General features: G+C 47.0%; 17 protein-coding genes and 2 CRISPR repeat arrays. Of the genes, 12 read left to right on the top strand and 5 right to left on the bottom strand.

All coding sequences use genetic code 11. The features are described 5' to 3' along the window. The first annotated feature begins 169 nt into the window (after positions 1-169). Complete coding sequence (locus tag D3P07_RS21760) at positions 170-1,201, top strand: AraC family transcriptional regulator (RefSeq protein WP_119802373.1); 1,032 nt, start codon at positions 170-172, stop codon at positions 1,199-1,201. A gap of 145 nt (positions 1,202-1,346) precedes the next feature. Further along, positions 1,347-2,141, top strand: coding sequence for an SDR family NAD(P)-dependent oxidoreductase (locus tag D3P07_RS21755; RefSeq protein ID WP_119802372.1), 795 nt, complete (start codon positions 1,347-1,349; stop codon positions 2,139-2,141). Positions 2,142-2,218: 77 nt separating this feature from the next. On the opposite strand, the gene D3P07_RS21750 is transcribed toward D3P07_RS21755, so the two are convergent. Both D3P07_RS21750 and D3P07_RS21745 read right to left on the bottom strand, forming a co-directional pair. Further along, positions 2,219-2,857, bottom strand: a complete 639-nt coding sequence (locus D3P07_RS21750; RefSeq protein ID WP_119802371.1) for a hypothetical protein — start codon at positions 2,855-2,857, stop codon at positions 2,219-2,221. A gap of 170 nt (positions 2,858-3,027) precedes the next feature. Further along, on the bottom strand, positions 3,028-3,438 hold the full coding sequence (locus tag D3P07_RS21745; RefSeq protein ID WP_119802370.1) for a VOC family protein: 411 nt from the start codon (positions 3,436-3,438) through the stop codon (positions 3,028-3,030). 349 nt (positions 3,439-3,787) lie between these two features. Then, a CRISPR array of direct repeats spans positions 3,788-8,469; the repeat unit is 32 nt; unit sequence GTCGCACCTTACTTAGGTGCGTGGATTGAAAT. A gap of 646 nt (positions 8,470-9,115) precedes the next feature. On the opposite strand from D3P07_RS21745, the gene cas3 reads away from it, so the two are divergent. The 8 genes from cas3 to cas2 all read left to right on the top strand — a co-directional run bounded on the left by cas3 (position 9,116) and on the right by cas2 (position 17,711). Next, positions 9,116-11,542 (top strand): CRISPR-associated helicase Cas3', encoded by a 2,427-nt coding sequence (cas3, locus tag D3P07_RS21740; RefSeq protein WP_119802369.1) that lies wholly within the window; start codon positions 9,116-9,118, stop codon positions 11,540-11,542. Positions 11,543-11,884: 342 nt separating this feature from the next. After that, on the top strand, positions 11,885-12,178 hold the full coding sequence (locus tag D3P07_RS21735) for a transposase (RefSeq protein ID WP_119802368.1): 294 nt from the start codon (positions 11,885-11,887) through the stop codon (positions 12,176-12,178). Positions 12,179-12,261: 83 nt separating this feature from the next. Further along, positions 12,262-12,948 carry a type I-C CRISPR-associated protein Cas5c gene (cas5c, locus tag D3P07_RS21730; protein WP_119802367.1) on the top strand — a complete coding sequence of 229 codons (687 nt, stop codon included), beginning with the start codon at positions 12,262-12,264 and terminating at the stop codon, positions 12,946-12,948. 20 nt (positions 12,949-12,968) lie between these two features. Beyond that, positions 12,969-14,858, top strand: a complete 1,890-nt coding sequence (cas8c, locus tag D3P07_RS21725) for a type I-C CRISPR-associated protein Cas8c/Csd1 (protein ID WP_119802366.1) — start codon at positions 12,969-12,971, stop codon at positions 14,856-14,858. A 12-nt stretch (positions 14,859-14,870) separates the two neighbouring features. After that, entirely contained in the window at positions 14,871-15,734 is an 864-nt protein-coding gene (gene cas7c / locus D3P07_RS21720; RefSeq protein WP_119802365.1) for a type I-C CRISPR-associated protein Cas7/Csd2, read from the top strand. Then, positions 15,724-16,380: a CRISPR-associated protein Cas4 gene (gene cas4 / locus D3P07_RS21715; RefSeq protein WP_182914453.1), complete on the top strand. Its 657-nt coding sequence runs from the start codon at positions 15,724-15,726 to the stop codon at positions 16,378-16,380. The genes cas7c and cas4 overlap by 11 nt, the downstream gene beginning before the upstream one ends. After that, positions 16,377-17,408 carry a type I-C CRISPR-associated endonuclease Cas1c gene (gene cas1c / locus D3P07_RS21710; RefSeq protein ID WP_119802363.1) on the top strand — a complete coding sequence of 344 codons (1,032 nt, stop codon included), beginning with the start codon at positions 16,377-16,379 and terminating at the stop codon, positions 17,406-17,408. The genes cas4 and cas1c overlap by 4 nt, the downstream gene beginning before the upstream one ends. Positions 17,409-17,420: 12 nt before the next feature. Further along, positions 17,421-17,711 carry a CRISPR-associated endonuclease Cas2 gene (gene cas2, locus D3P07_RS21705; protein WP_119802362.1) on the top strand — a complete coding sequence of 97 codons (291 nt, stop codon included), beginning with the start codon at positions 17,421-17,423 and terminating at the stop codon, positions 17,709-17,711. A 216-nt stretch (positions 17,712-17,927) separates the two neighbouring features. Continuing rightward, positions 17,928-19,925: a CRISPR direct-repeat array (repeat unit 32 nt; unit sequence GTCGCACCTTACTTAGGTGCGTGGATTGAAAT). A gap of 422 nt (positions 19,926-20,347) precedes the next feature. Here cas2 and D3P07_RS21700 read toward each other — a convergent pair. Beyond that, complete coding sequence (locus D3P07_RS21700; RefSeq protein WP_119802361.1) at positions 20,348-21,253, bottom strand: NAD(P)-dependent oxidoreductase; 906 nt, start codon at positions 21,251-21,253, stop codon at positions 20,348-20,350. A gap of 235 nt (positions 21,254-21,488) precedes the next feature. On the opposite strand from D3P07_RS21700, the gene D3P07_RS21695 reads away from it, so the two are divergent. Beyond that, positions 21,489-21,830 carry a PadR family transcriptional regulator gene (locus tag D3P07_RS21695; RefSeq protein WP_119802360.1) on the top strand — a complete coding sequence of 114 codons (342 nt, stop codon included), beginning with the start codon at positions 21,489-21,491 and terminating at the stop codon, positions 21,828-21,830. Beyond that, positions 21,827-22,384 carry a DUF2812 domain-containing protein gene (locus tag D3P07_RS21690; RefSeq protein ID WP_119802359.1) on the top strand — a complete coding sequence of 186 codons (558 nt, stop codon included), beginning with the start codon at positions 21,827-21,829 and terminating at the stop codon, positions 22,382-22,384. Before D3P07_RS21695 ends, D3P07_RS21690 begins: the two co-directional genes overlap by 4 nt. A 167-nt stretch (positions 22,385-22,551) precedes the next feature. On the opposite strand, the gene D3P07_RS21685 is transcribed toward D3P07_RS21690, so the two are convergent. After that, on the bottom strand, positions 22,552-23,541 hold the full coding sequence (locus D3P07_RS21685; protein ID WP_119802358.1) for a zf-HC2 domain-containing protein: 990 nt from the start codon (positions 23,539-23,541) through the stop codon (positions 22,552-22,554). After that, positions 23,538-24,044, bottom strand: a complete 507-nt coding sequence (locus tag D3P07_RS21680) for an RNA polymerase sigma factor (protein WP_119802357.1) — start codon at positions 24,042-24,044, stop codon at positions 23,538-23,540. The genes D3P07_RS21685 and D3P07_RS21680 overlap by 4 nt, the downstream gene beginning before the upstream one ends. Positions 24,045-24,300 lie beyond the last annotated feature (256 nt).

The raw sequence follows: 24,300 nt of genomic DNA, 5'->3' as shown, positions 1-24,300 counted from the left end.
CAAGTTAATGAAAGCAGTGAACAAGACACTTTCGTGTAAGACTACGGGAGTGTTTTGTTTTTATTTATCAGCTTATAAGGTACCATAATACTGCATGCCACTCGCTTAAGAGCGAAATTAAATCAGTATTCACGTCTTAAAATAAAGTGCAAAAGGAGGGGCTGCCGGTATGAAAGCCCATCTGACTGAACGTATAAAGTTCCCGCCGGGATTCTGGGAAGGCGTGCGTCTTGCAGGGATTGCTGCGCAAGACATCGCACGCAAAGCAGGGCTGCCTCTGACCATTGTCCATGAGCCGGTAGTGACAACCGCTCAATATTTCGCGATATGGCAGGCATACTCGGATCTGATTGGTGATACCGCAGAGGGCATCATCAAGCTAGCCACCGCATTTGAAACGGCGAAATACCCGCCTACCGTCTTGGCGACCTATCATGCCCGTGACTACAGAGATGCGCTGCACCGAATGGCACGGTATAAGCAATTGTGTCCCCCGGAAAGCTTACGTATCACCGAGCAGGGCGAGCAATGCACTATCGAGCTGGAATGGCTGTATACGGAACAACCTGGTCCGGCGATGCTGATTGGGATTACGCTGGCTTATCTCCTGGAGTTGGGGCGCCGGGGAACAGGACGGTATTTGACCGCGCAGCTCGTTGAGTTTTCGCTGCCTATGGGTAATGTACAAGCTCTTGAAGCTTATTTCGGTTGCCGTGTCCGGATTGGTGCAGGCTGCAATCGGTTGACGCTGCATCGAAGAGATCTGGACCGTCCTTTTGTCTCCTACAACGAAGAATTGCTTGAAATCTTGACTCCCATACTGGACCGATCGTTAGAGGAACAACTGAACAGCAGCTCCATAACCGAGAAAGTCAAATGGTTGATTAAGCGCAGCCTTGCTGGAGGAAGTCCCGATATAGGGACTGTGGCGAAGGAGCTGGGTGTTAGTGATCGGACCTTGCAGCGCCGGCTTTCGGATGAAAATACGAATTTTAAGCATCTGCTGACACAAGCTAGACATGAGCAGGCGCGCGAGTACCTGTCAGACCCTTCGCTGGATATTAAAGAAGTGGCGTTCCTGCTGGGCTATGAAGACCAGAACTCATTCTACCGCGCCTTTCGTTATTGGGAAGGGGATACACCTGCTCATTGGCGTACCGAACATATCGGTACAAATAAAATAACAGAAGAACAGCCGTGAAACCTAAGTTGGATTGCCTGGCGTCTGATGCAAGAACTTTGGCGCAAGGTGCTAGTTACCGGACTGCCCGTAAGAGGTAATATTGTCCCTATCCGAAGCTCAGGACTTCGTCGTGAGTGATAAATAACGGGAAGGGGATTATAAGATGGATATGGGATTATCGAATAAAACAGCGCTTATTACCGGAGCAACGAAGGGCATCGGCAAAGCGATAGCCTTTGAACTAGCTAGAGAAGGCGTGAATGTGCTTATTAATGGCCGCAAGGATGAAGAGGTCGAGCATACCGTACAAGAGATAAAGTCGGCCTTTCCAGAGACTTCTCCACTTAAGGCAACAGCCGATCTGGTGGATGCGGAGCAAAGAGAGGCTTTATTCCAGCAGCACCCTGCGATAGATATTTTGATTAACAATATGGGCATTTATGAAATCATGTCCTATGAGGATGCTGACGATGAAGTGTGGGAGAGATACATTCGCACCAATGTTCTGGCAGCCAATGCGCTGACCAAATTTTATATGCCAGGTATGCTGAATCGCAATGATGGCCGGATAATCTTCATGGCGAGTGAAGAAGCCGTCATGCCTTCCGGTCAAATGCCGCAGTATGCTGTAACGAAGTCGATGCTGCTTTCGCTCTCCAAAAGCTTGTCGAAATTAGCGGCAGGCACTGAGGTTACCGTTAATACGATTATGCCGGGGCCGACACTCTCGGAGAATGTATATCAGATTATTGATAGCATTTATTCGGACGAAGGCATGGCTTTCTCGGAAAAAGAGAAGCAATTTATGAAGAGCAACCTGCCCCAATCGGAGCTTCAGCGATTCATCCGACCAGCGGAGATAGGCAGACTGACAGCCTTTGTGTGCAGTCCTTATGCGTCTGCGTTCAGAGGGTCGCCGATTCGGATGGATGGGGGAATGGTGCCTACGATTTTTTGATGAAATGTACGGCTTTCGAGCGGTTTGATGTACCCTTGGGATTAACCGCCCGAGTGGTCTAAAGGGAGATCGCTGGCCTAAGGGGTTTGATTTGCTTTCATAGATGTCAGAACCTTGGCATAATTCGTTGTTTGGGGAAGACCTAGTATTTGCGCTTCGGTTGATTCCAAAAATGTTAAAAAATCTGCTTCAGTGTACATTTTCAGTATATTGGACATATTTAGGTCTGCTGCATGCTTAATGTGGTCGAACTCTTCATGCTGGAGCATATACACCTTTCCACCAACCTTATAAGTGTCGTCAGCCGCTTTGAGTGCGCCAGAAACTTCAAGGTCATACACGGCATCAGAGTCTTTATGTTTGACCATAGTAAGGCAGTCGAAGAAACGCGACTTGTTAATAATGACATGCAGCGGATCGAGAATTCGATAAGCGGGTGTTAACTCGTAGGCATTTTTTTGGTGCTTAAATCGGTTTTGCTTCTCTTGAGTCATTCGCATCATTTCCACCTCTTTTCTCGAGTAGATGCCTTTCTTTATTTCATGCAACAACCTCTGATTTTTTAATCCGACTAGCCTTTGCTTGGAAATGCCAAGACGGTCAATAACCTCATTCGTGCTCATGGTGTGTTGTTCAATAATAAGCCGTAACATTATGTCGCTAGTGAGGTTATAACCGGATTGCGAAGTTAGTTGATCCAGGTCAATATAGGTCATTGTTGTCACTCCATAACTATTTACTTTGTATCTAGATTATACAGGAGAACTATTTATAAAGTAAATAGTAAAAAACGAAGCGTAAATGAGAAAGACGAGTGGCATCCAGATGGAGGATGACACTCGTCTTTTGAAATTATTTATAGTAATACAATAGAATATTTCACTTACTATGCATCTGCTGCTTCGTTCTGAGCCGTAATCATCCACCATACTCCGTATTGGTCCATCACTTCACCCAAATACAAGCCGAATGGCTGTAACTCGAACGGATATTTCACCTGGCCTCCAGCCGAAAGCTTCTCGAACGCATCACGAGCTTGCGAATCCGAATCTAGCTCCAGAGACAGATAGAGCCCCGACCCATGAGTGAACGGCTCCATGCCATCTGCCAAGAAGATATAGTTGTCTCCTGCCACCTCAATACACATATGCATGACCTTGTCTTTGTCAGCGTGCTGCGCTCCCATTGCCTCTTCGTGAGTCATAATGGACATGAGCTGGCCGCCAAGTGAATCTATGTAGAATTGACCTTGCGTTCTAGCGTCCTCCGAAATGATATATGGTTTTAACTTTCCCATTGGCAAGCATCCTTTCTTAGTCTTTTGGATAAAGGCATATACTTACTATAAGCGATTAGGCATGATATCATTTCTTTTGGATTGCGGGGTTGTAGCTCTGATTGAAATTGTAATAAAAGGCAGGCTCGTTTATAATCTTTTTACTCTCCATTAATTGTAATGAAGTAGTGCAAATTGTTGGTGCGAATGTGAAGTGCACATGAAATCCCTGGGGGATTCGCACCATTAAATACGCTTTATAAGATGATTCAAGATAGATTGAGTAGCTATAAATGAAATATAGGATCATTTTAATGATTTTATATTTTATGAAAATGATTGAATGTTACTTTTTGGTCTGAAAATCGCTGTCGCACCTTACTTAGGTGCGTGGATTGAAATATTTGCACTTTTTGTATACTGAGCGAACAAAAAAAGTCGCACCTTACTTAGGTGCGTGGATTGAAATACAACTGAAACGCATGAACTGGTGTGGAAAGCGAGTCGCACCTTACTTAGGTGCGTGGATTGAAATCACTCATGCCGACATAATACTTGTCTCAACATGTCGCACCTTACTTAGGTGCGTGGATTGAAATCTTTCCCTCCATCGCCTGCATGAAAAGCAGATTGTCGCACCTTACTTAGGTGCGTGGATTGAAATCCGATATTACCCAAGTTATCGTAGATCCACCTGGTCGCACCTTACTTAGGTGCGTGGATTGAAATATAAAATGTCATTTCATTGTCAATCCATTGTAGACGTCGCACCTTACTTAGGTGCGTGGATTGAAATGATACATCACAAAGTCGATGATATTTTGGGCTTGTCGCACCTTACTTAGGTGCGTGGATTGAAATCACCCTTGGCGGTTATACGCACAATAGGACTTAGTCGCACCTTACTTAGGTGCGTGGATTGAAATTTGTGTTGGTTCTGATGGGCATGGTCATGACCAAGTCGCACCTTACTTAGGTGCGTGGATTGAAATCGAATGCTGGGAACGTCATCATGAGGAACGGCATGTCGCACCTTACTTAGGTGCGTGGATTGAAATCAATCCATGGCGTCATAAAAGAAATCGAGCTCTGGTCGCACCTTACTTAGGTGCGTGGATTGAAATGTCTACAGTCGGACGTTCCGATTTAGGTAACGTCGCACCTTACTTAGGTGCGTGGATTGAAATTATGATCAATCGCTTCCGCTGGATCAAAAGCGAGTCGCACCTTACTTAGGTGCGTGGATTGAAATCGTAATATGTTGTGAAGGGAGACGTTTAGATGAGTCGCACCTTACTTAGGTGCGTGGATTGAAATCGTTTTAGGAAGCGCTAGATATCGGATCGCTACGTCGCACCTTACTTAGGTGCGTGGATTGAAATCTTGTTAGTGTTGATAAACAATATATATCAGCACGTCGCACCTTACTTAGGTGCGTGGATTGAAATACTTGGTATGATAAAGGTGAGTTAGTTCAAGATGGTCGCACCTTACTTAGGTGCGTGGATTGAAATAACACAGAAACAGAAGAAATTGTCGCTCGTAGTTGTCGCACCTTACTTAGGTGCGTGGATTGAAATTGGCGCGAACTGTCTCACGTTCTGGCTAATCGGGTCGCACCTTACTTAGGTGCGTGGATTGAAATATAACGGAGAAGTCATTCTATTAAAAGCAGAGCCGTCGCACCTTACTTAGGTGCGTGGATTGAAATTGCTACACGCCCGCCCCCCTACAAGGGCTAAGAGTCGCACCTTACTTAGGTGCGTGGATTGAAATATTTTTTCCATTTGCTCATCGGTAAAAATCTGAGTCGCACCTTACTTAGGTGCGTGGATTGAAATTCAATCTTACATACAATGGCGTACTCAATAATCGTCGCACCTTACTTAGGTGCGTGGATTGAAATTACGTATCTCAATCGAAGCAATCGCGCATACTCGTCGCACCTTACTTAGGTGCGTGGATTGAAATGCTATCGCTATGATGCAGGCATGCTGTTCGCGGGTCGCACCTTACTTAGGTGCGTGGATTGAAATTAGTCAAACGTAATCGTCCAAGCTTCCGGAATCGTCGCACCTTACTTAGGTGCGTGGATTGAAATTGGCATTAGTATCGCCAGCAGCCATAACACCGTGTCGCACCTTACTTAGGTGCGTGGATTGAAATTCGGCCTCATTGCGATGCTAGTAGGGGGAAGTAAGGTCGCACCTTACTTAGGTGCGTGGATTGAAATAATGTCAGCCCTTGGCGTAGAGGTCCAGGGTCTAGTCGCACCTTACTTAGGTGCGTGGATTGAAATAGTCGAAGCCGTTGTAAACAATCGGACAATCCGGGTCGCACCTTACTTAGGTGCGTGGATTGAAATGGATAATGCCGCTGATGCTGTCTCGATACAGGCGTCGCACCTTACTTAGGTGCGTGGATTGAAATTCGCGCAGCTGGCTGAGAAGGAAGGCGCGAGCGTGTCGCACCTTACTTAGGTGCGTGGATTGAAATACGGTAACATGGCCGGGGCAATCGTCTCAGCGCGTCGCACCTTACTTAGGTGCGTGGATTGAAATAGAATATCAAGATATTACATCAACAGCGTACGAGAGTCGCACCTTACTTAGGTGCGTGGATTGAAATGTACAGCGCAGGCGATCAATAAGTTAGCAAAGGGGTCGCACCTTACTTAGGTGCGTGGATTGAAATGTCTTAACATCATGGCTACGTTTCGCAAATGGCCGTCGCACCTTACTTAGGTGCGTGGATTGAAATAAGACCCTGTAAGTCTCTACATACGTTTCTGTAGTCGCACCTTACTTAGGTGCGTGGATTGAAATATGATAAGGTGATACCTATAGATAATAGATCGCGTCGCACCTTACTTAGGTGCGTGGATTGAAATTCAATCGGGCTGAACTTACGGTGTTTATCGCGGAGTCGCACCTTACTTAGGTGCGTGGATTGAAATCGTATCCAGCAGCCGCATCATGCACTCTTTGTAAGTCGCACCTTACTTAGGTGCGTGGATTGAAATTCTTTCGCCCGGTCGACGTATGATCTAATAGATGTCGCACCTTACTTAGGTGCGTGGATTGAAATTGCAGGAACAAGGTAGTATCCCGATCAAGGGGAGTCGCACCTTACTTAGGTGCGTGGATTGAAATTGCAGGAACAAGGTAGTATCCCGATCAAGGGGAGTCGCACCTTACTTAGGTGCGTGGATTGAAATATCATCTCCACCTCGCGCGCCCATTCGTCAGCGTGTCGCACCTTACTTAGGTGCGTGGATTGAAATTCAGCATTGTTGGCAGCTGCTTGAAAGTAATCGGTCGCACCTTACTTAGGTGCGTGGATTGAAATCTCTTCCAACTGTTCAAAAACTCTGTCGCGATGGGTCGCACCTTACTTAGGTGCGTGGATTGAAATCCGAAAGGAGGATAACCATGGCAACAAGCACCGGGTCGCACCTTACTTAGGAGCGTGGATTGAAATATATGGCTCCGGGAGAACGGTTATCTCATTAAAGTCGCACCTTACTTAGGTGCGTGGATTGAAATATTTCCTGCGATCTTAAAACGGACTACACACGAGAGTCGCACCTTACTTAGGTGCGTGGATTGAAATCGTCTAGTGTTCCTGTAAAATCTCCAACAGGAGGTCGCACCTTACTTAGGTGCGTGGATTGAAATTTCAATATGTTTGGATATAAAACACATGAGGTAAGTCGCACCTTACTTAGGTGCGTGGATTGAAATCAATAATGCGCATACGTCTTTCGCTACAAACCAAGGTCGCACCTTACTTAGGTGCGTGGATTGAAATACGAAAGTTAAATCAGGGAACTTGAAAGCGGTAGGTCGCACCTTACTTAGGTGCGTGGATTGAAATACGAAAGTTAAATCAGGGAACTTGAAAGCGGTAGGTCGCACCTTACTTAGGTGCGTGGATTGAAATTTCGTATCGTCTGTGAGTTTGTTGTGACTCGTAGTCGCACCTTACTTAGGTGCGTGGATTGAAATTGTGCCAAATCCGTTGAATGTCCACCCTTTACGTCGCACCTTACTTAGGTGCGTGGATTGAAATAGATCAGTAAGCTTTGCACTAATCTCACCAAGCTGTCGCACCTTACTTAGGTGCGTGGATTGAAATCGAAAGGGTAGCCAGGTAGTGAGTCTTGCGGTTGTCGCACCTTACTTAGGTGCGTGGATTGAAATTTTACAACAGGTTGGTAGAGTTCGATCACTTTCGTCGCACCTTACTTAGGTGCGTGGATTGAAATTCCGCCATATACGGTGGATTGGTTAGATGACAAGTCGCACCTTACTTAGGTGCGTGGATTGAAATGAAATGGGACAAGCTGAAGGACAATTTGGACAAAGTCGCACCTTACTTAGGTGCGTGGATTGAAATCCTGCAACCTTGACCCGACATTTGCACATGAATGTCGCACCTTACTTAGGTGCGTGGATTGAAATTGCAAAGGAGCTTGTATCAAAATAGTAGTCGTAGTCGCACCTTACTTAGGTGCGTGGATTGAAATATTTAGTCACGAATACGATTATGGATTCAGAAAGTCGCACCTTACTTAGGTGCGTGGATTGAAATTCGGTTGGACAACCAACAAGCTTGTATCTGCTAGTCGCACCTTACTTAGGTGCGTGGATTGAAATTTGGCGCGGTCCGTTTCGGCCTTTTCCGCTTCGGGTCGCACCTTACTTAGGTGCGTGGATTGAAATAAAATCGCTGTCAGTAAAGTCTGGCAACGCCTTGTCGCACCTTACTTAGGTGCGTGGATTGAAATTTTTTGAAGATCGACATCAACCAGCCGATCCCGAAGTCGCACCTTACTTAGGTGCGTGGATTGAAATGTGTCGGTGCCGAAGTTGCTGACGGTCATCAAAAGGTCGCACCTTACTTAGGTGCGTGGATTGAAATGTGTCGGTGCCGAAGTTGCTGACGGTCATCAAAAGGTCGCACCTTACTTAGGTGCGTGGATTGAAATATCTCCATTGGCGGGCGGGGCCGGCTTGCAGTCGCACCTTACTTGGGTGCGTGGATTGAGATGTAACAGGGGCGCAACCCAGCACGGAGGCTTATATTCTAGAGCAGGGGTATAAATGCGTTTAGTTTATTCAGGGATTCATATGTTGGTAGTGGATTGTATTCAAACCAGAGGTGAAAAAGTAAGTGGAAGAGTCGCTTCGAAATACTCGAAACGGCTCTTTTTGCAAATTGAAGCTTGAATACAAAGTGAAAATAGTTCCAAAGAATTAGGAAAAAAGTTGCGACTAACCTGTGATTTCAGACGTTATTAAGTATAGTACTGTCGATTTAGCTTGAATGCTCCCATTTATGAAGTGTCAGCGGGATTCGATGGGCGCATGCAACATGAAAGGAGGGGGACCAATTACGTTTTGAAAGCAAAAGCCTTGAGAATGAATGGTTTTTGCTCGAACTCGCAGTCTCACCTTGTTTAGGTGCGATGCTTGCAGTCATAGACTGCAAGTAGGATTAATTCTATATCTTGCCGCATCTTCATCAAAGATGCGTGGAATAAATAAGTTGAAATGATTAATTTAGAAGGAATTTATACATTTTAGTCGAAACACCAAATGATAGGGATAGGCTTTAAGAATTGTGCCGTTTGGACTAAGAGTATAAGCGTTTGCATTTATTGTGTAAGCGCTTAATAAAGGTTGGTGGTGTGCTAATGGACTATATTGCGCATATTCGGAAGAGCGATCATGAGATTCAAACAGTTGAGCGGCATTTGACGGAGGTTCAGCAATTGGCGGAAGCCTTTGGAGCCAAAATCGGTGTCCGTCACATCGCAGGTCTTGCTGGATTGTTGCATGACATGGGTAAATTTACTGGAGAGTTTAGAACATATATATGGAACGCAGTGTTTCATCCCGAGCTGCCCTCGCGCAGAGGGAGCGTAGACCATTCCACGGCGGGCGGGAAGCTTATTTATTCGGAGCTGCATCTGGGGAAGCGCAGTGCTAACACCTGGATACTGGCGGAGCTTGTGGCTAATGCTGTCATCTCGCATCATTCCTATTTGCATGATTTTTTGGGGCCGCCACATCAATCGGATTTTTTGGCAAGGGTTGAAAAAGATCCGAGGGAATACGAACAAGCAGTCGAGCTATTCTATGAGCGGGTCATGAACAAGGAGGTATTTGCCCGCTATGTGAACGAAGCCGCAGCGGAACTGGAAGCTTACCTGAATAAGGACCCGGATAACAAAATCACCAACTTGATGTTTTTGGGAAAATACATCTTCAGTGCGCTGGTCGACGCCGACAGGACGAACTCAAGAGAGTTTGAAGAAGCGGTCGGCCCTAAATTGCAGACGGAAGTGAAATCGCTGTTTCTGCAATATGAGCGGAACCTTGGAATCAAGCTTCAACAGCTTCAAGAAATCAATCAAAATAAGGGTTCTGTCTCTATTCAGGAGCTTAGGAAACGCATGTCGGATCGCTGCGAGCAGTTTGCTTCTGTCGATCCAGGCATTTATACGTTGTCGATTCCGACAGGGGGAGGAAAGACATTTGCCAGCTTTCGTTATGCGCTCCGCCATGCCATTGAAAAAAATAAAACGCGTATTATCTATATCGTGCCATACACAACAATTATTGAGCAGAATGCCCAAGAGATCCGCGACATCATACAAGATGACGAACACTTGCTGGAGCATCATTCCAATGTTGTAGACGATGCAAGCGATAACGATGAAGAAGACGACGGCTATATGAACACGGCGCAGAAGTTGAAGCATGCCAAGGATAATTGGGATTGCCCGGTCATTTTTACGACAATGGTTCAGTTTCTGAATGTGTTCTACGCCAAGGGTGGGCGCAATATCCGCAGACTTCATAACCTATCGAATGCGGTTATTATTGTGGATGAAGTGCAGAAGGTTCCGGTCTCTTGCGTATCGTTGTTCAATCAAGCGGTGAACTTTCTGAGAGACTGCGGCGATTCCACTATCATCTTATGCTCTGCGACACAGCCCGCGCTTCAATTTGTTGAACACAAGCTGGACATCCAGGCAGATGCGGAAATGATAGAAGAGATTGAGGATGTCATTTGTGCGTTCAAGCGGGTGGACATTGTGGATATGGCGACCGAGGAAATCTACGATCAGTCCATGTTGGAGAGATTTGCGCTGGACAAGCTTGATGAGGTCGATAATGTTCTCATTATTTTAAATACCAAGTCAGTCGTAAGAAAATTGTATCGGGCATTGAGCGAGTCTGCGAATGTTTTTGTGTATCATTTGAGCACTTCCATGTGCGCCAGACATCGCAAGGATATTTTGAACTCCGTAAGAGGACATCTGGATCGGCAGGAAAAAGTAATCTGCATCAGCACTCAGTTAATTGAAGCGGGAGTCGATATCAGCTTTGATTGTGTCATCCGTTCGCTTGCGGAGCTGGACTCGGTCGCCCAGGCCGCAGGCAGATGCAATAGGCATGGCAGAGATGAGCTGCGTCAGGTGTACGTGATTAACTACGGAGAGGAGAACTTGAAGCACTTGAAAGAAATTGCCGTAGGCAAAGAGATTTCTCGCAAAATGTTCATTGATCTCAAGCAAGATCCGAGTTTGTTTGGCGGACATATCCTTTCGGTGGCGGCGATGGAGCATTTTTTCATCCGGTATTACAAGCAACTGGCGAGCAGCCTGAACTACAATGTTCCGAAGATAGACAAGGATATGGTAGAACTGCTAACCGTCCCGCGCAAGCAAAATAAGTATCTGGCGGCCTATTATCAAGAGAGAGAAGAGGAGCTTAATCTATATTGTCTACACAGCTATGGAACGGCGGCGGATCATTTCGAGGTGATTAAGAACCAGACTACTTCCGTTATTGTACCTTACAACGATGAAGCCAGGGAATTAATCGCCGATTTGAACGGAGACGGGACGATAGAACAATTCTCGCAATGGCTGCGCAAGGCGCAGCAGTATACGGTGAATCTCTGGGAGCATGAAAAAAGGGAATTGAATGCTAACAAGGGGATAGAGTCTTTGCAGGATGGAAAAGTTCTAGTTTTACTGGAGTCGGCGTACGACGGTCGATTTGGTTTTGATGTCGGCAATGACGGCTCATTTGGGGATTTGATTATGTAATAGCGAGCCTATCTTGTTATGAGATAGGCCCATATTACATACTATTTTATTTCAATCCACGCCTGCGGCGACGAGGTTAGTATAGCATAGAAGCCGAATAACTTCATAGAAAAATGCTTTAACTAAAAGTTCAAAATAGTATGCAATTGACTTTTGATTTATTGGTGGTAATATATAGATGTATCGATATTCCATAATTAAATTTTGTTGTCAAATATCAGCTTATTGTCAATTTTGAGAATCCTATGGGAAGTATGGGATATTGATTTTTTAGTAGAGTTCGGGCCTGTTTTCTTTAATAAGTACTAGTTTAAAAATGAAGAAGTTAGGAGTAGATCTGATATGTCTAAACAAAAGGGAGTGTTTTCAACAGAGTTCAAACATCAAGTCTTGCAACTCTATGAAAATGGTGAAGCTAAGACAAGAATTGTTAGAGAGTTTAATTTGAATGCATCAACTTTAGAACGATGGATAATAAAATCTCAAAGACAAAGATCATGTGGTCAAGAGAAAACGATTTCAGATCAAAATGAGAAGGAACAACTGCGATCACTTCGCAGCGAAAATCAGCGGCTAAAAATGGAAAATTATATTCTGAAACGAGCAACTTTAATCATAGGCAGAGAGCAAAGGTAGGATAAAACTGCTTGTTCAGGCTTTCTTTAATTAACTGAAATAAAGAAGCCTGAACAAGTAGACCAAACGAAGGAGGTGAACAAATGAGAAATGCAATGGAATTCAAGGTTTATGGCAACTACGCTTTATTCACAGACCCGTTGACCAAGCTAGGGGGAGAAAAGCTATCCTACCAGATTCCAACTTACCAGGCGCTGAAAGGAATTGCCGAATCTATCTATTGGAAGCCGACGATCATCATGTATATCGACGCGGTGCGTGTCATGAAGCCCATTCAGATGGAATCGAAAGGGGTCCGTCCTATTGAATATGGGGGCGGCAATACGCTCGCGAACTACACCTACTTAAGAGATGTGGAGTATCATGTGCGAGCGTATTTCGAGTTTAATGAAAATCGGCCCGATATGGCCTTTGACCGCAACGAGCACAAGCACCACAACATTATGCTAAGGTCGCTGAAAGCGGGAGGACGCCGGGATATTTTTCTAGGCGCGAGGGAATGTCAGGCCTACGCGGAGCCATGCAGCTTCGACGAGGGAGAAGGTTACTATGACGAGTACGATAAGGTCGTATTCGGGCATATGGTTCACGGCATTAACTATCCCGACGAAACGGGCAATAATCAGATGGAGGTTCGCCTCTGGAAGGCTGAAATGGACAAGGGCGTAATCCAGTTTCCGAGACCGGAGACCTGCGAACTGGTCCGTCCAGTCATGGGGATGAGCATGAAACATTTCGATCATTCCAATGTTAGCGCGGTCGAAACTTAACAAGAGAGGAGGGGAGCACGGTGAGCTGGCTGCTTCATTTGTATGACACGTACAATGCGAACAGTGGTCAAGTGGGCGTCATTAAAACCAGGTACAACGATCAGGAATTTACGCTGCTGCCGCTTTCGCATACGACGCAAAACGCCCATATCGAAGTAACGGTTACGAAAGAGGGAGATATCCATTCCGCCGAAGTGATCATGGTAAAAAGCCAGATGAGCACACTTATTCCCTGCACGGAGAAATCGGCCAGTCGGGCCGGTGCGGTGGTTGCGCCTTATCCGTTGCACGACAAGCTCAGTTATGTTGCTGGCGATTTGATCGCTTATGGCGGAGAGCAGAAAAAAGAAGATCCATTTGCAGCCTATATCAAGCAATTGAAAGGATGGGCGCAATCTCCCTATGCGACGGATAAGGTAAAAAGCATTTACAGCTATGTCAGCAAAGGCACGCTTGTCCGAGACTTGATTCAGCGGCAAATCCTGCACGCAGATGAGCAGAATCGTCTCATTCAGAAATGGGACAAGGGGAGCGATTCAGCTAGACCTCCCATTTATTCCGTGCTGGCGGGTGATTTGAGCAGCGCGTTTGTCCGGTTCAACGTATATGCTCCGGGCGAATATTTGGACGATGTGTGGAAGGACTCGGGAATGTACGAGTCATTCATTCGGTACTACAACGAGCAGCTTGGCGGGGACGATTATTGTTATGTAAAAGGCGAGTTGCTGCCGGCTACGGATAAACATGCGAACAAAATCCGCAACGCTGCCGATAAAGCGAAGTTGATCTCCGCCAACGATGATACGGGCTTTACATACAGAGGGAGATTTCGCAGCAGTCAGGAGGCCGCCAGCATTAGCTATGAGGTGTCCCAGAAGGCACACAATGCGCTGAAGTGGCTCATCAATCTTCAGGGGAAAGTGATCGATCAACGGGTGTTTCTTGTATGGGGAAGCAAGCGGCCGGAAATGCCGAGCTTTGCGGATGATGCATTTGATCTCGCCCCCGCAGCGGCAGTTGTGAAGGAAGCTGCTTTTACCTATCAGGAATTTGCCAGGGAATTGGCGAAGGCGATGGATGGATATTGTCACAAGTTGGACGGTCATACGGATGCCCATATCATGGTGCTAGACTCTGCGACGACCGGAAGAATGGCCGTGTTGTATTACCGCAGTATGGATATCAAATTGTACTTGAACAAGTTGATAGAGTGGCATACCGCTTGCGCGTGGCTGCATCGTTACCGCAAGGATGAATCGGGAAAAGGGATTCTGTTTTACGGCGCACCGGCGACACGCGATATTGCCCGTGCCGCTTATGGCCCGAATGCCGGCGATAAGGTCGTCAAGGGACTGATGGAGCGAATGCTGCCCTGCATCATTGATGGCAGGCCGATACCGCTTGATATTGTCAGAAGCTCGGTCCAAAGAGCCTCCAATCCGGTGTCGATGGAGAGATGGGAATGGGAGAAGACACTTAGCATTGCGTGTGCGTTGATTAACAAAAAGGAGGGACGTTCAGTGGCGCTGGATACGGTAACGACAGACCATAATTATTTGTTTGGCCGGATGTTGGCTATTGCGGATGTATTGGAGAGAAGGGCGCTTGGCGATGAGGATCGACCGACGAATGCGATTCGGTATATGAACGCTTTCTCGCGGCATCCGGCAAAAACCTGGGCGATCATTCAAGAGGCATTGTGCCCATATCAAATGAAGTTAGGCCGGAAAGCGACCAATCTAAACAAGCTGCTGGATGAGGTTGGTTACATGATGCCGCCGGAGAAGTTTACAAATGAATCGCTGACGGGACTGTATCTGCTTGGTTTCTATAGTCAACGTTATGATCTGTACAATAACATGGGCAAAAATAAAAACCAGGAGTCTGCGGAAGCGGATTCTGAACAATAAGGAGAGATGAACATGACCATTCTGGATCATAAGATCGACTTTGCTGTTGTTTTTTCCGTTGCCAACGCCAATCCGAACGGCGATCCGCTTAACGGCAATCGTCCACGTCAGAACTATGACGGGCGAGGTGAGATGTCCGACGTGGCGATCAAGCGCAAAATTAGAAACCGACTGCAGGATATGGGCGAATCCGTTTTTGTCCAGTCGAATGATCGCAAGAACGACGCTTACAGCAGCCTGAAGGAACGGGCCGAAGGGGTGGAGGAGCTTAAGGAAATCCTGAAGTCCAAGACAGGTTCAAGTGATCAATTCGCCTCCGTGGCTTGTCAGAATTGGATTGATGTCCGAAGCTTCGGCCAGGTGTTTGCTTTCAAGGCGGAAGGCAAAGGCGGTGGTGTGTCTGTAGGGGTGCGCGGCCCCGTATCCGTGCATCCTGCGATGAGCATTGATCCGATTGATATTACAAGCCTGCAAATTACAAAAAGCGTCAATTCGGAATCCGGCAAGGAAAGAGGTTCGGATACGATGGGGATGAAGCATCGTGTTGATTCCGGCGTGTACGTGTTCTATGGCAGTATCAATACCCAATTGGCGGAGAAAACCGGTTTTACGAATGGAGATGCGGCCCGTATCAAGGAAGCGCTGCTCAGTCTGTTCGAGAATGATGTGTCATCTGCCAGACCGGAAGGAAGCATGGAGGTTCGGAGAGTGTACTGGTGGGAGCATTCATCCAAGCTAGGACAATATTCGTCGGCGAAGGTGCATCGGTCCCTGGTGAGAGAGAGATTGGTAGAGGAACCGAAGGCTTTTGAGGACTACTCTTTTCATGTGTTGCCGCTGGAGGGCCTGAAGGTAGAAGAGCTTGATGGACGGTAAGGAAGATAACGAACTACTGTTGTCTGGCATTCAGCATTTCCAATTCTGCAAGCGTCAGTGGGCCCTTATTCATATTGAACAGCAGTGGGAGGAAAATGTTCACACGATAGAAGGACAGCATGTTCATCGCAAGGCAGATCAGCCGTTTACCCGCGAGAAGCGGGGAGACAAGCTGATTGTCAGGGCGATGCCGGTCAGATCAAGCGAGCTTGGTCTGACTGGCGTATGCGATGTGGTAGAGTTTATCCGCAGCGATCAAGGGGTTCCGATTCACGGAGCGGATGGAACGTATCTTCCTTATCCTGTGGAATATAAGCGCGGCAAACCGAAGAGCGGCGATGAGGATATTGTGCAACTGGTGGCCCAGGCCATTTGTTTGGAGGAAATGCTGTTGTGCGAGGTGCGCACGGGGTATCTGTTTTACAATGAAATCAAGCATCGGGTTAAGGTACCGATTACGGATGAATGGAAGGATAAGGTCAAGCGGCTGGTCGGCGAAATGCAGGATTATTACAAGCGTCGCCATACTCCGAAAGTGAAGACAGGGGCATACTGCAGGGCTTGCTCCTTGCAGCATATTTGTTTGCCGGATTTGATGAACAAGCGCAGCGTCAAAAGTTATGTCGAAGGGAAAATGGCGGAATGAAGAAGCTTCTGAATACGTTGTTTGTGACGCAGCCGGATGTCTATCTGTCCCTGGACGGCGACAATATCGTACTTGTCAAAGAACAGGAGAAGCTGGCCCGAATACCGTTGCATAATCTGGAGTCGGTCGTGGCGTTTGGATATACGGGAGCCAGTCCGGCGTTGATGAGGTATTGTGCGGAGCGCAATATCTCTCTTGTTTTTATGACGATGAGCGGGAAGTTTATGGCGAGAGTGATCGGGGAGAGCAACGGCAACGTTGTTTTGCGGAAAAAACAATATTTGATTTCGGAGGATACAGCCGCCTCCGCCGCCATTGCCCGCAGTTTTATTATTGGCAAGCTTTACAATCAGAAGTGGATGCTGGAGCGAATGACGCGGGATTACGCCATGCGTATTGATGTCGCGATGTTCAAGGCTGTCTCGCAGCAGTTGTCGCAGATGATGATGGAGATTAGAGCTTGCGAGGATTTGGAGCGGCTGCGAGGACTGGAGGGGCAGGCTGCGGTTGCATACAACCGATTGTTCGACGATATGATTTTGCAGCAAAAGGAAGACTTCTTCTTCCGAACTCGTTCGCGGAGGCCGCCGCAAGATCGTGTTAATGCGTTGTTGTCGTTTGCCTATACGCTGCTGGCGAGTGATACGGGAGCCGCTCTGGAGGGAGTGGGCCTGGATTCTTATGTCGGATTTATGCATCGGGATCGGCCGGGGCGAATTTCACTTGCGCTGGATGTGATGGAGGAATTGCGGGGTGTGTATGCCGACAAGTTTGTGTTGTCTTTGATTAACAAGAAGATTCTGAACAAAAATGATTTTGTCGAGAAGGAGAATGGAGCAGTTCTATTAACGGATGATGCTCGCAAAACTTTTTTGACCGCCTGGCAGGCTAAAAAACAGGAGAAAATAACCCATCCTTATCTAGGTGAAAAAATATCGTGGGGACTCGTTCCGCATGTGCAGGCGTTATTGTTGGCACGATATTTGCGCAATGACCTGGATGAGTATCCGCCATTTTTGTGGAAGTAGGGGGGAGCGCCATTGCTGGTACTTATTACGTATGATGTGCGCACGGTGACAAGCGCAGGGCAAAAACGGCTGCGGCAAGTATCGAAGCTATGCCAGAATTATGGGCAGCGTGTTCAGAATTCGGTATTTGAATGCGTGGTGGATGCAACTCAATATACATCACTGAAGCTGCAACTGGCCGATTTGATTGACGAGGAAGAAGACAGCTTAAGATTTTACCGGCTTGGCAACCAGTATAAAACGAAAGTGGAGCACATTGGGGTCAAAGCGTCGCTGGATATGGAAGGGCCACTTATATTTTAGCTTTTACTTCAATGCCAAGAAAGCGGAGAAAAAAGTGCGAATCATCGGTGCGAATGTGAAGCTCACATAAAAACACTAGGGGATTCGCACCTTTTTTGCGAGGTAGAATTGCCGATTTGTCATGGCAAGTGATAGACAAGGAGAATTAAAAGTTGCTTTTTTGCAGTTTGAGAGCTAATCATCGCTTGATATTATGCTTTTTTGCTCAAAATCGCGGTCGCACCTTACTTGGGTGCGTGGATTGAAATTCAAGACACATGTAGCGCATGGAATCGGTTGTGGGTCGCACCTTACTTGGGTGCGTGGATTGAAATCTTTCGCTTGTATGCGTCCTGTTCGTCTGCAGCGTCGCACCTTACTTGGGTGCGTGGATTGAAATTGTTACTGGCTCATATGTCTGCTCGAATATGTCGTCGCACCTTACTTGGGTGCGTGGATTGAAATTATTATAGCATTTTTGTACCTATAAATCCAGTAAGTCGCACCTTACTTGGGTGCGTGGATTGAAATCAATCTCTCCTTTAGTATGGAACTCAATAACAGGGTCGCACCTTACTTGGGTGCGTGGATTGAAATCTCCATCCACTAACCATCATAATATTAGGTCGCAGTCGCACCTTACTTGGGTGCGTGGATTGAAATCTTGTATGTCGAAAGAATGGATCGTTTTTACGCAGTCGCACCTTACTTGGGTGCGTGGATTGAAATAGTAAAAGAGTTTGGTGTAATTGGTGACGGGATGTCGCACCTTACTTGGGTGCGTGGATTGAAATACGAATAGGAACTCGACTGACTCCATTTTCTAAAGTCGCACCTTACTTGGGTGCGTGGATTGAAATTTTCACCCTCACCCAATTAAAGGGGCGATAAAATGTCGCACCTTACTTGGGTGCGTGGATTGAAATATTTCCTACGATCTTAAAACGGACTACACACGAGGTCGCACCTTACTTGGGTGCGTGGATTGAAATTGCATATGTCTTCTGTCTTATGAACTTAGCCGTTGTCGCACCTTACTTGGGTGCGTGGATTGAAATAGTCTGAGGGTGGAATTTCGGTAACGTCTAGTGGGTCGCACCTTACTTGGGTGCGTGGATTGAAATGATCTAGCCGGATACCTACAGCGCCCAATATGTGTCGCACCTTACTTGGGTGCGTGGATTGAAATATGTGCATAAAGAGTGCTTGGTCCATTGATATGTCGCACCTTACTTGGGTGCGTGGATTGAAATTTCGAAAAGTGGCGAGGCCGCCGCGTTCCGATGCGTCGCACCTTACTTGGGTGCGTGGATTGAAATTTCCAGTTGTTCCCCAATTTTTTACCGTACAAGTCGCACCTTACTTGGGTGCGTGGATTGAAATCTCTAGCAACAAGTCGACGTCCGACATGGACAAGTCGCACCTTACTTGGGTGCGTGGATTGAAATGTTTCGATTATGTCGGGACGGAGAGCCGTAAGGGGTCGCACCTTACTTGGGTGCGTGGATTGAAATCACATGGAACATCTAAAATTAAAAGGAGGTTTTGTCGCACCTTACTTGGGTGCGTGGATTGAAATTTGTCGGGGGCTATGAATGTGTGGTTAACAAAAGTCGCACCTTACTTGGGTGCGTGGATTGAAATACTGTTGGCGTCGGCGTTACAGGTGTCGAAGTCGTCGCACCTTACTTGGGTGCGTGGATTGAAATACCGTAGCAAATACGAGTGACGTATCGATCGTTGGTCGCACCTTACTTGGGTGCGAGGATTGAAATAAAAACTGCCGGCAGCCGATTATGATGGCGAAGTGGTCGCACCTTACTTGGGTGCGTGGATTGAAATCTCCCTGAATTGATAGTTTTATGTGGTAAATGAGTCGCACCTTACTTGGGTGCGTGGATTGAAATAAATTCCATAACCTTGCTCATTTTTGGATTTAGGTCGCACCTTACTTGGGTGCGTGGATTGAAATATGACCTGTTCGCTGTAATCGGTCTTCATATGGAGTCGCACCTTACTTAGGTGCGTGGATTGAAATAGCAAAGTCATATTGCGATCTTTGCCGGCATTGGTCGCACCTTACTTAGGTGCGTGGATTGAAATACAGATGGGTGGCGGCATCGGGCTTGGCGTGACAGTCGCACCTTACTTAGGTGCGTGGATTGAAATTTTTTTTGCTCTGATTGGTCTAGCTGTCTGCGATGTCGCACCTTACTTGGGTGCGTGGATTGAAATCTCGGAGATATTAAGAAGGGTTTGCGTGCCTGGGTCGCACGTTACTTGGGTGCGTGGAAACGATATTCGCATTTGTGCGCCCAGTTCTTAGACGAACAAAAACCGTGGATACAGGTGAAAGAGGATCGAGCATTATGCGGCCGCACCTTGCATATTTGTATGTAGATAATCGCCAACTTGGCTAATTTGCTAAATCCGTTTATTCCATTTGCTTGTGTGAAGGTGCGTCGCTTTTTGAATATGAGTAAACCGAGAGCCTCATTGCAACAAATACATGACGTGGAGATATTGATTGAGTGGATAGAGGTAAGTCGAATAGAGGAAGAAATGGAGCTGCTGAAGAAGCGCCTTCGTCGTTAACAAGCATGTTTGTTGTGCCGAGAACATCCTTGGATGATCCCGGCACTTATCGTCACGGCCTTTTATTTCTCCCCAATCGTCTCCCCAATCCACGCTTCATACGTCTTCACAACGGCGCTGAGATCTTCTTGGCCGAGACCGTTGTTGCATGTGATTTGGAACAGCTGCTGCACGGTCGCCTGAATAGGAGAAGGCACTTGCAGAGACTGGGCCAGACGGCCAGCGAGCTTCACATCCTTGAACATGAGCTGGGCCATGAATTGCGGCGAGAAGTCGCGGTTCAGAATACGAGGGCCCTTCACTTCGGCAGCAGCACTGCGCGCTCCTCCGCCAGCCAGAATCTCAAGGAACAGCTCCGGGTTGCCGCCGGACTTCTGTACGATGGACATGCCCTCAGCCAGTGCTGTAATATTGGCTGCTACGATGAGGTTGTTCGCCAGCTTTGCATTGGCACCTGTTCCGTTGGGCCCCATGTAAAGCGCTTTTCTGCCCATTAATTCGAATAGCGGCAGGCAAGTTTCATACGCCTCCTTTTTACCCCCAACGATGAAGGTCAAAATGCCTTCGATGGCATGCGGCTCACTGCCTGACACCGGCGCATCCAGCATATCGACGCCGACTGCGGCCAGACGCTCTGCCAGCATTGTAGTTGTATCCGGGTAGATGGTGCTGCAATCCACAACAATCTTCGGCGTGTCGAACGTTTCATCCGTACAAGCGGACAAAATGCCGTCCTCTCCCAAATAAACCGCCTCGACCACCGCATCATCCGTCAGCATGGTGAAGACGATATCTGCATGTCCCGCAGCTTCCTTCGGCGTTGATACGATTGTGACCGAGTCCAACTGTTCGAAGTCCCGCGTTCTGTCGCGGTTGCGATTATAGACAGCCAGCGTATGTCCTGCGCGCTGAAGATGCATAGCCATCGGTTTGCCCATAGTTCCGAGTCCAATAAATGCGATGTTCATAGTTATTCAACCTCCGATTTTATTACATATATAGATGTGACAGAAAAGACTGTATTCGTCCATTGCTTGATGTAAAGCCTGTTTATTTGAAGCATCGTATCCTCATCATATCATAGTTGCAGGGTCATTTTTACGGAGTCGATTCCATACTGAATTTTCCCGTTGACACATATATCGTTAAACGATATACTACATTCAATGATATATCGTTAAATGATATATGGGAGGTGCTGAATTGCCGCGAAATGATTCTTTGGAGATGGGCGAGCTGACGGATACAGCGTTCTACATCTTGCTGTCCGTTGTCGAGCCGAAGCACGGATATTTGATTATGCAGTCGATCGAGACGATGACGAATCAGCGTCTGACAGTCGGACCGGCATCGATGTACACCACCATTAAGAAGTTGTTGGCTGCCGGACTTATTGAATTGTTCGATGATGAAGACGATAAGCGCAAAACCTATGCGGCTACCGCCAAAGGGATGGGGCTGCTCCAGAAAAACGTCGAGTGGCGCAAGGATATGGTTCGCCATGCGGAAGCGATATTTCAACAAAAAGGAGTGCTGGAAGGATGAAGATGACAAAGTATGTATATAGCGGCGGCTTGGCGTTTACAGAAGCGTCAGATATGAAGAAGCTAAGCAAGCACGCACGGAAAGGATGGTTGCTGGAGAGCTTTGCTCCATTCGGATATACCTTGAGAAAGGGAGAGCCTCAGAATCTCATCTACAGCGTAGATTATCAGGAGGATGCGGACGCCGATTACTTCGCCTTGTTCGAAGAAGCAGGCTGGAAGAAGGTGTGTTCTGCGGGCGGGGAGAGTGCCTTCCATATCTTCAGCGCTCCTCCAGGCACCAGACCGATCTATACGGATCAAGACTCTCTTATTGAAAGATACGAGCGTGAGCGGAAAATGTCCGGCAAGGTGGCATTGCCGCTTCTGATCGTAACCATTGTGCTGCTGCTTGTTCGAATCATAAGCGGATACGGCTGGCTGCCGGAAACGCTAGGGCAGATTGGTCTTTTCGCAGGCTTAGCCTCATTTATTCTGCTTATCTTCCCGGGTTTCCCGTACATCTCGTATACCCTCAAGCTTAATCGATACCGCAGCGGCAAAAAAGCCGTGTGAGATACGAGGGACAGCTTCATTAACGAAGAAGGCGACCGCTCATAAGAACGGCCGCCTTCTACTCAATCTAATTAAACTTTAATGAGCTTAATGGTTAGTGGGCTATGTAAACCACATTGCAGCTGTATGGGCTTGCGGCCTGACCGAATTTGACGCCTTTCATTCTGCTACTCAAAGGAATAGATGGATATCCGATCAAGCAACCTAGGTGTTAGGGTGTCCTCTGGGAAATAAGAACCGCCGGTAGAGGAGAATTTCCCTTTGTTCGTTCCTACGAAGTCGATAGTGCCAGAATTGATCGTTTGTTTGCCATTCTTTATAGATAGATAATAGCTGAAGCTGTAATGCATGACTCCGTCAATGTTATTGGCATACGAGGTTTTCACCCGATGTCCCGCGAGCGTATAGCCAAGCCTCTCCCATTCTTTCATATTCGCTATGAAGTTCTCTTTGCTCCTCTGATAGAATTCCTCATAGCTCACATCCTGATACTCCTCGATAAATTTTTGGGCACCCACTTTATCCGTCGCTTTCGACCAGGGGTATTCTTCATACTGGCGCAGCATCGCCTTGATATGCTCCTCCGTATAGATGGTTTTCCCATTCGTATAATAAAGAATACCGTTCTCGTCTGTTCTGGACTCAAAATCTTCTACGTTGAATGCGAGCGTCTCGGCTGATCGCTTCAACCCTTCTTGAATATTGTCATATTCGTGGCTCATATTGATATACGAGAATGCTTTTTCGTAATCTCTCTTCTCCAGGGCGGTGAGAAATTGGCTTGCGGCATAATGATCATACAGATTGGTGAACGACATGCCTACGCCGCGATATTGATTGATGCCCAGGAACAGCAGAGGAATGAGCAGCAGCAAAGGAATAAGCGATAATAGCCATCTCCTCTTGATGCGTCTCAGCACGCTTTTGGCAGCATGGTCACGTTGTTGTTGTTCCTCCACTCCTTCGCTCTGTTCCGCATCCTCTTGAATTCCCAGTAGTATGTCAACCGTTATGGGCTGCGCCATCGCCTCATATTTCTTCCGGCATGCCGGACAATCCAACAGATGCTCATCGACGTAAGCTCTGCTTTCTGCGGAGCATGCGCCGTCGACATAAAGCGGCAGCAAGTCATACACGATATTGCAAGATGTGCTCATTCGCGCTCCTCCATTTTCGTTGCGATTCGTTCTTTTGCGCGGTAAAAGGTCATTTTTGCCCACGATTCGGTTTTGCCGAACAACCCCGCAATTTCCCGAAAGGTAAGCTCGCCGAATACCTTCAGCGTGAACACTTCCTTATAGGGCTCCGGCAACGCGTGCAGAATACGATGAACCATGATGGCCTGTTCTTTCTGGAGTATTCGAAAGGTAAAGTCGCCCCCGGCCTCGGTCTCATCCCATGCGGGCATGTTCGCATGACGCTTGTTCTTCCTGTATTCATTGAAGTACAAGTTCTTCGCAATCTGGCACAGCCAGCCATACAGCGAGGCTTGACCTCTGAAGCGGTCGATATGAAGGAAGGCTCGATAAAGGGTCTCTTGCGTTAATTCTTCCGCCATCGTCTCATCACGGGTCAGGGATAAGAGGAATCGATGCACAGGGGCTGAATATTGTTCATAGACCTCAGAGAATTGCCGCAATTCATCACCTCTCTTCCGCATCTCCGTCAGCCTTGTCCTACTATTAGACAATCGAGGGGCGAAATAGACACATATTTGTTGAAAAAAAACAGATGGATAGGCGAAATCGCCATAGTGAGGAATCGACGGATAGCGACTATCCAGTCCCTTGAGTGTACGCATGAAAACCCAATAAATCTACAAATTGCCCGTTCGACAAAACCCGACAAGGTTAAGCGATAGGAATGAGACGAGACGACGTATCGGATTGACTTGCGCAAATGGTATGATGGGAGAA

The organism is Paenibacillus sp. 1011MAR3C5 (assembly GCF_003591485.1).
Taxonomy (GTDB): Bacteria; Bacillota; Bacilli; order Paenibacillales; family Paenibacillaceae; genus Pristimantibacillus.
This window is presented reverse-complemented; position numbering and strand designations above follow the sequence as displayed.

Excerpts from the sequence above, each read along its gene's own strand:
- D3P07_RS21760 (WP_119802373.1), top strand. The coding sequence starts at position 170 with ATGAAAGCCCATCTGACTGAACGTATAAAGTTCCCGCCGGGATTCTGG.
- D3P07_RS21755 (WP_119802372.1), top strand. The coding sequence starts at position 1,347 with ATGGATATGGGATTATCGAATAAAACAGCGCTTATTACCGGAGCAACG.
- D3P07_RS21750 (WP_119802371.1), bottom strand. The coding sequence starts at position 2,857 with ATGACCTATATTGACCTGGATCAACTAACTTCGCAATCCGGTTATAAC.
- D3P07_RS21745 (WP_119802370.1), bottom strand. The coding sequence starts at position 3,438 with ATGGGAAAGTTAAAACCATATATCATTTCGGAGGACGCTAGAACGCAA.
- cas3 (WP_119802369.1), top strand. The coding sequence starts at position 9,116 with ATGGACTATATTGCGCATATTCGGAAGAGCGATCATGAGATTCAAACA.
- D3P07_RS21735 (WP_119802368.1), top strand. The coding sequence starts at position 11,885 with ATGTCTAAACAAAAGGGAGTGTTTTCAACAGAGTTCAAACATCAAGTC.
- cas5c (WP_119802367.1), top strand. The coding sequence starts at position 12,262 with ATGAGAAATGCAATGGAATTCAAGGTTTATGGCAACTACGCTTTATTC.
- cas7c (WP_119802365.1), top strand. The coding sequence starts at position 14,871 with ATGACCATTCTGGATCATAAGATCGACTTTGCTGTTGTTTTTTCCGTT.
- cas4 (WP_182914453.1), top strand. The coding sequence starts at position 15,724 with ATGGACGGTAAGGAAGATAACGAACTACTGTTGTCTGGCATTCAGCAT.
- cas1c (WP_119802363.1), top strand. The coding sequence starts at position 16,377 with ATGAAGAAGCTTCTGAATACGTTGTTTGTGACGCAGCCGGATGTCTAT.
- D3P07_RS21700 (WP_119802361.1), bottom strand. The coding sequence starts at position 21,253 with ATGAACATCGCATTTATTGGACTCGGAACTATGGGCAAACCGATGGCT.
- D3P07_RS21690 (WP_119802359.1), top strand. The coding sequence starts at position 21,827 with ATGAAGATGACAAAGTATGTATATAGCGGCGGCTTGGCGTTTACAGAA.
- D3P07_RS21685 (WP_119802358.1), bottom strand. The coding sequence starts at position 23,541 with ATGAGCACATCTTGCAATATCGTGTATGACTTGCTGCCGCTTTATGTC.
- D3P07_RS21680 (WP_119802357.1), bottom strand. The coding sequence starts at position 24,044 with ATGCGGAAGAGAGGTGATGAATTGCGGCAATTCTCTGAGGTCTATGAA.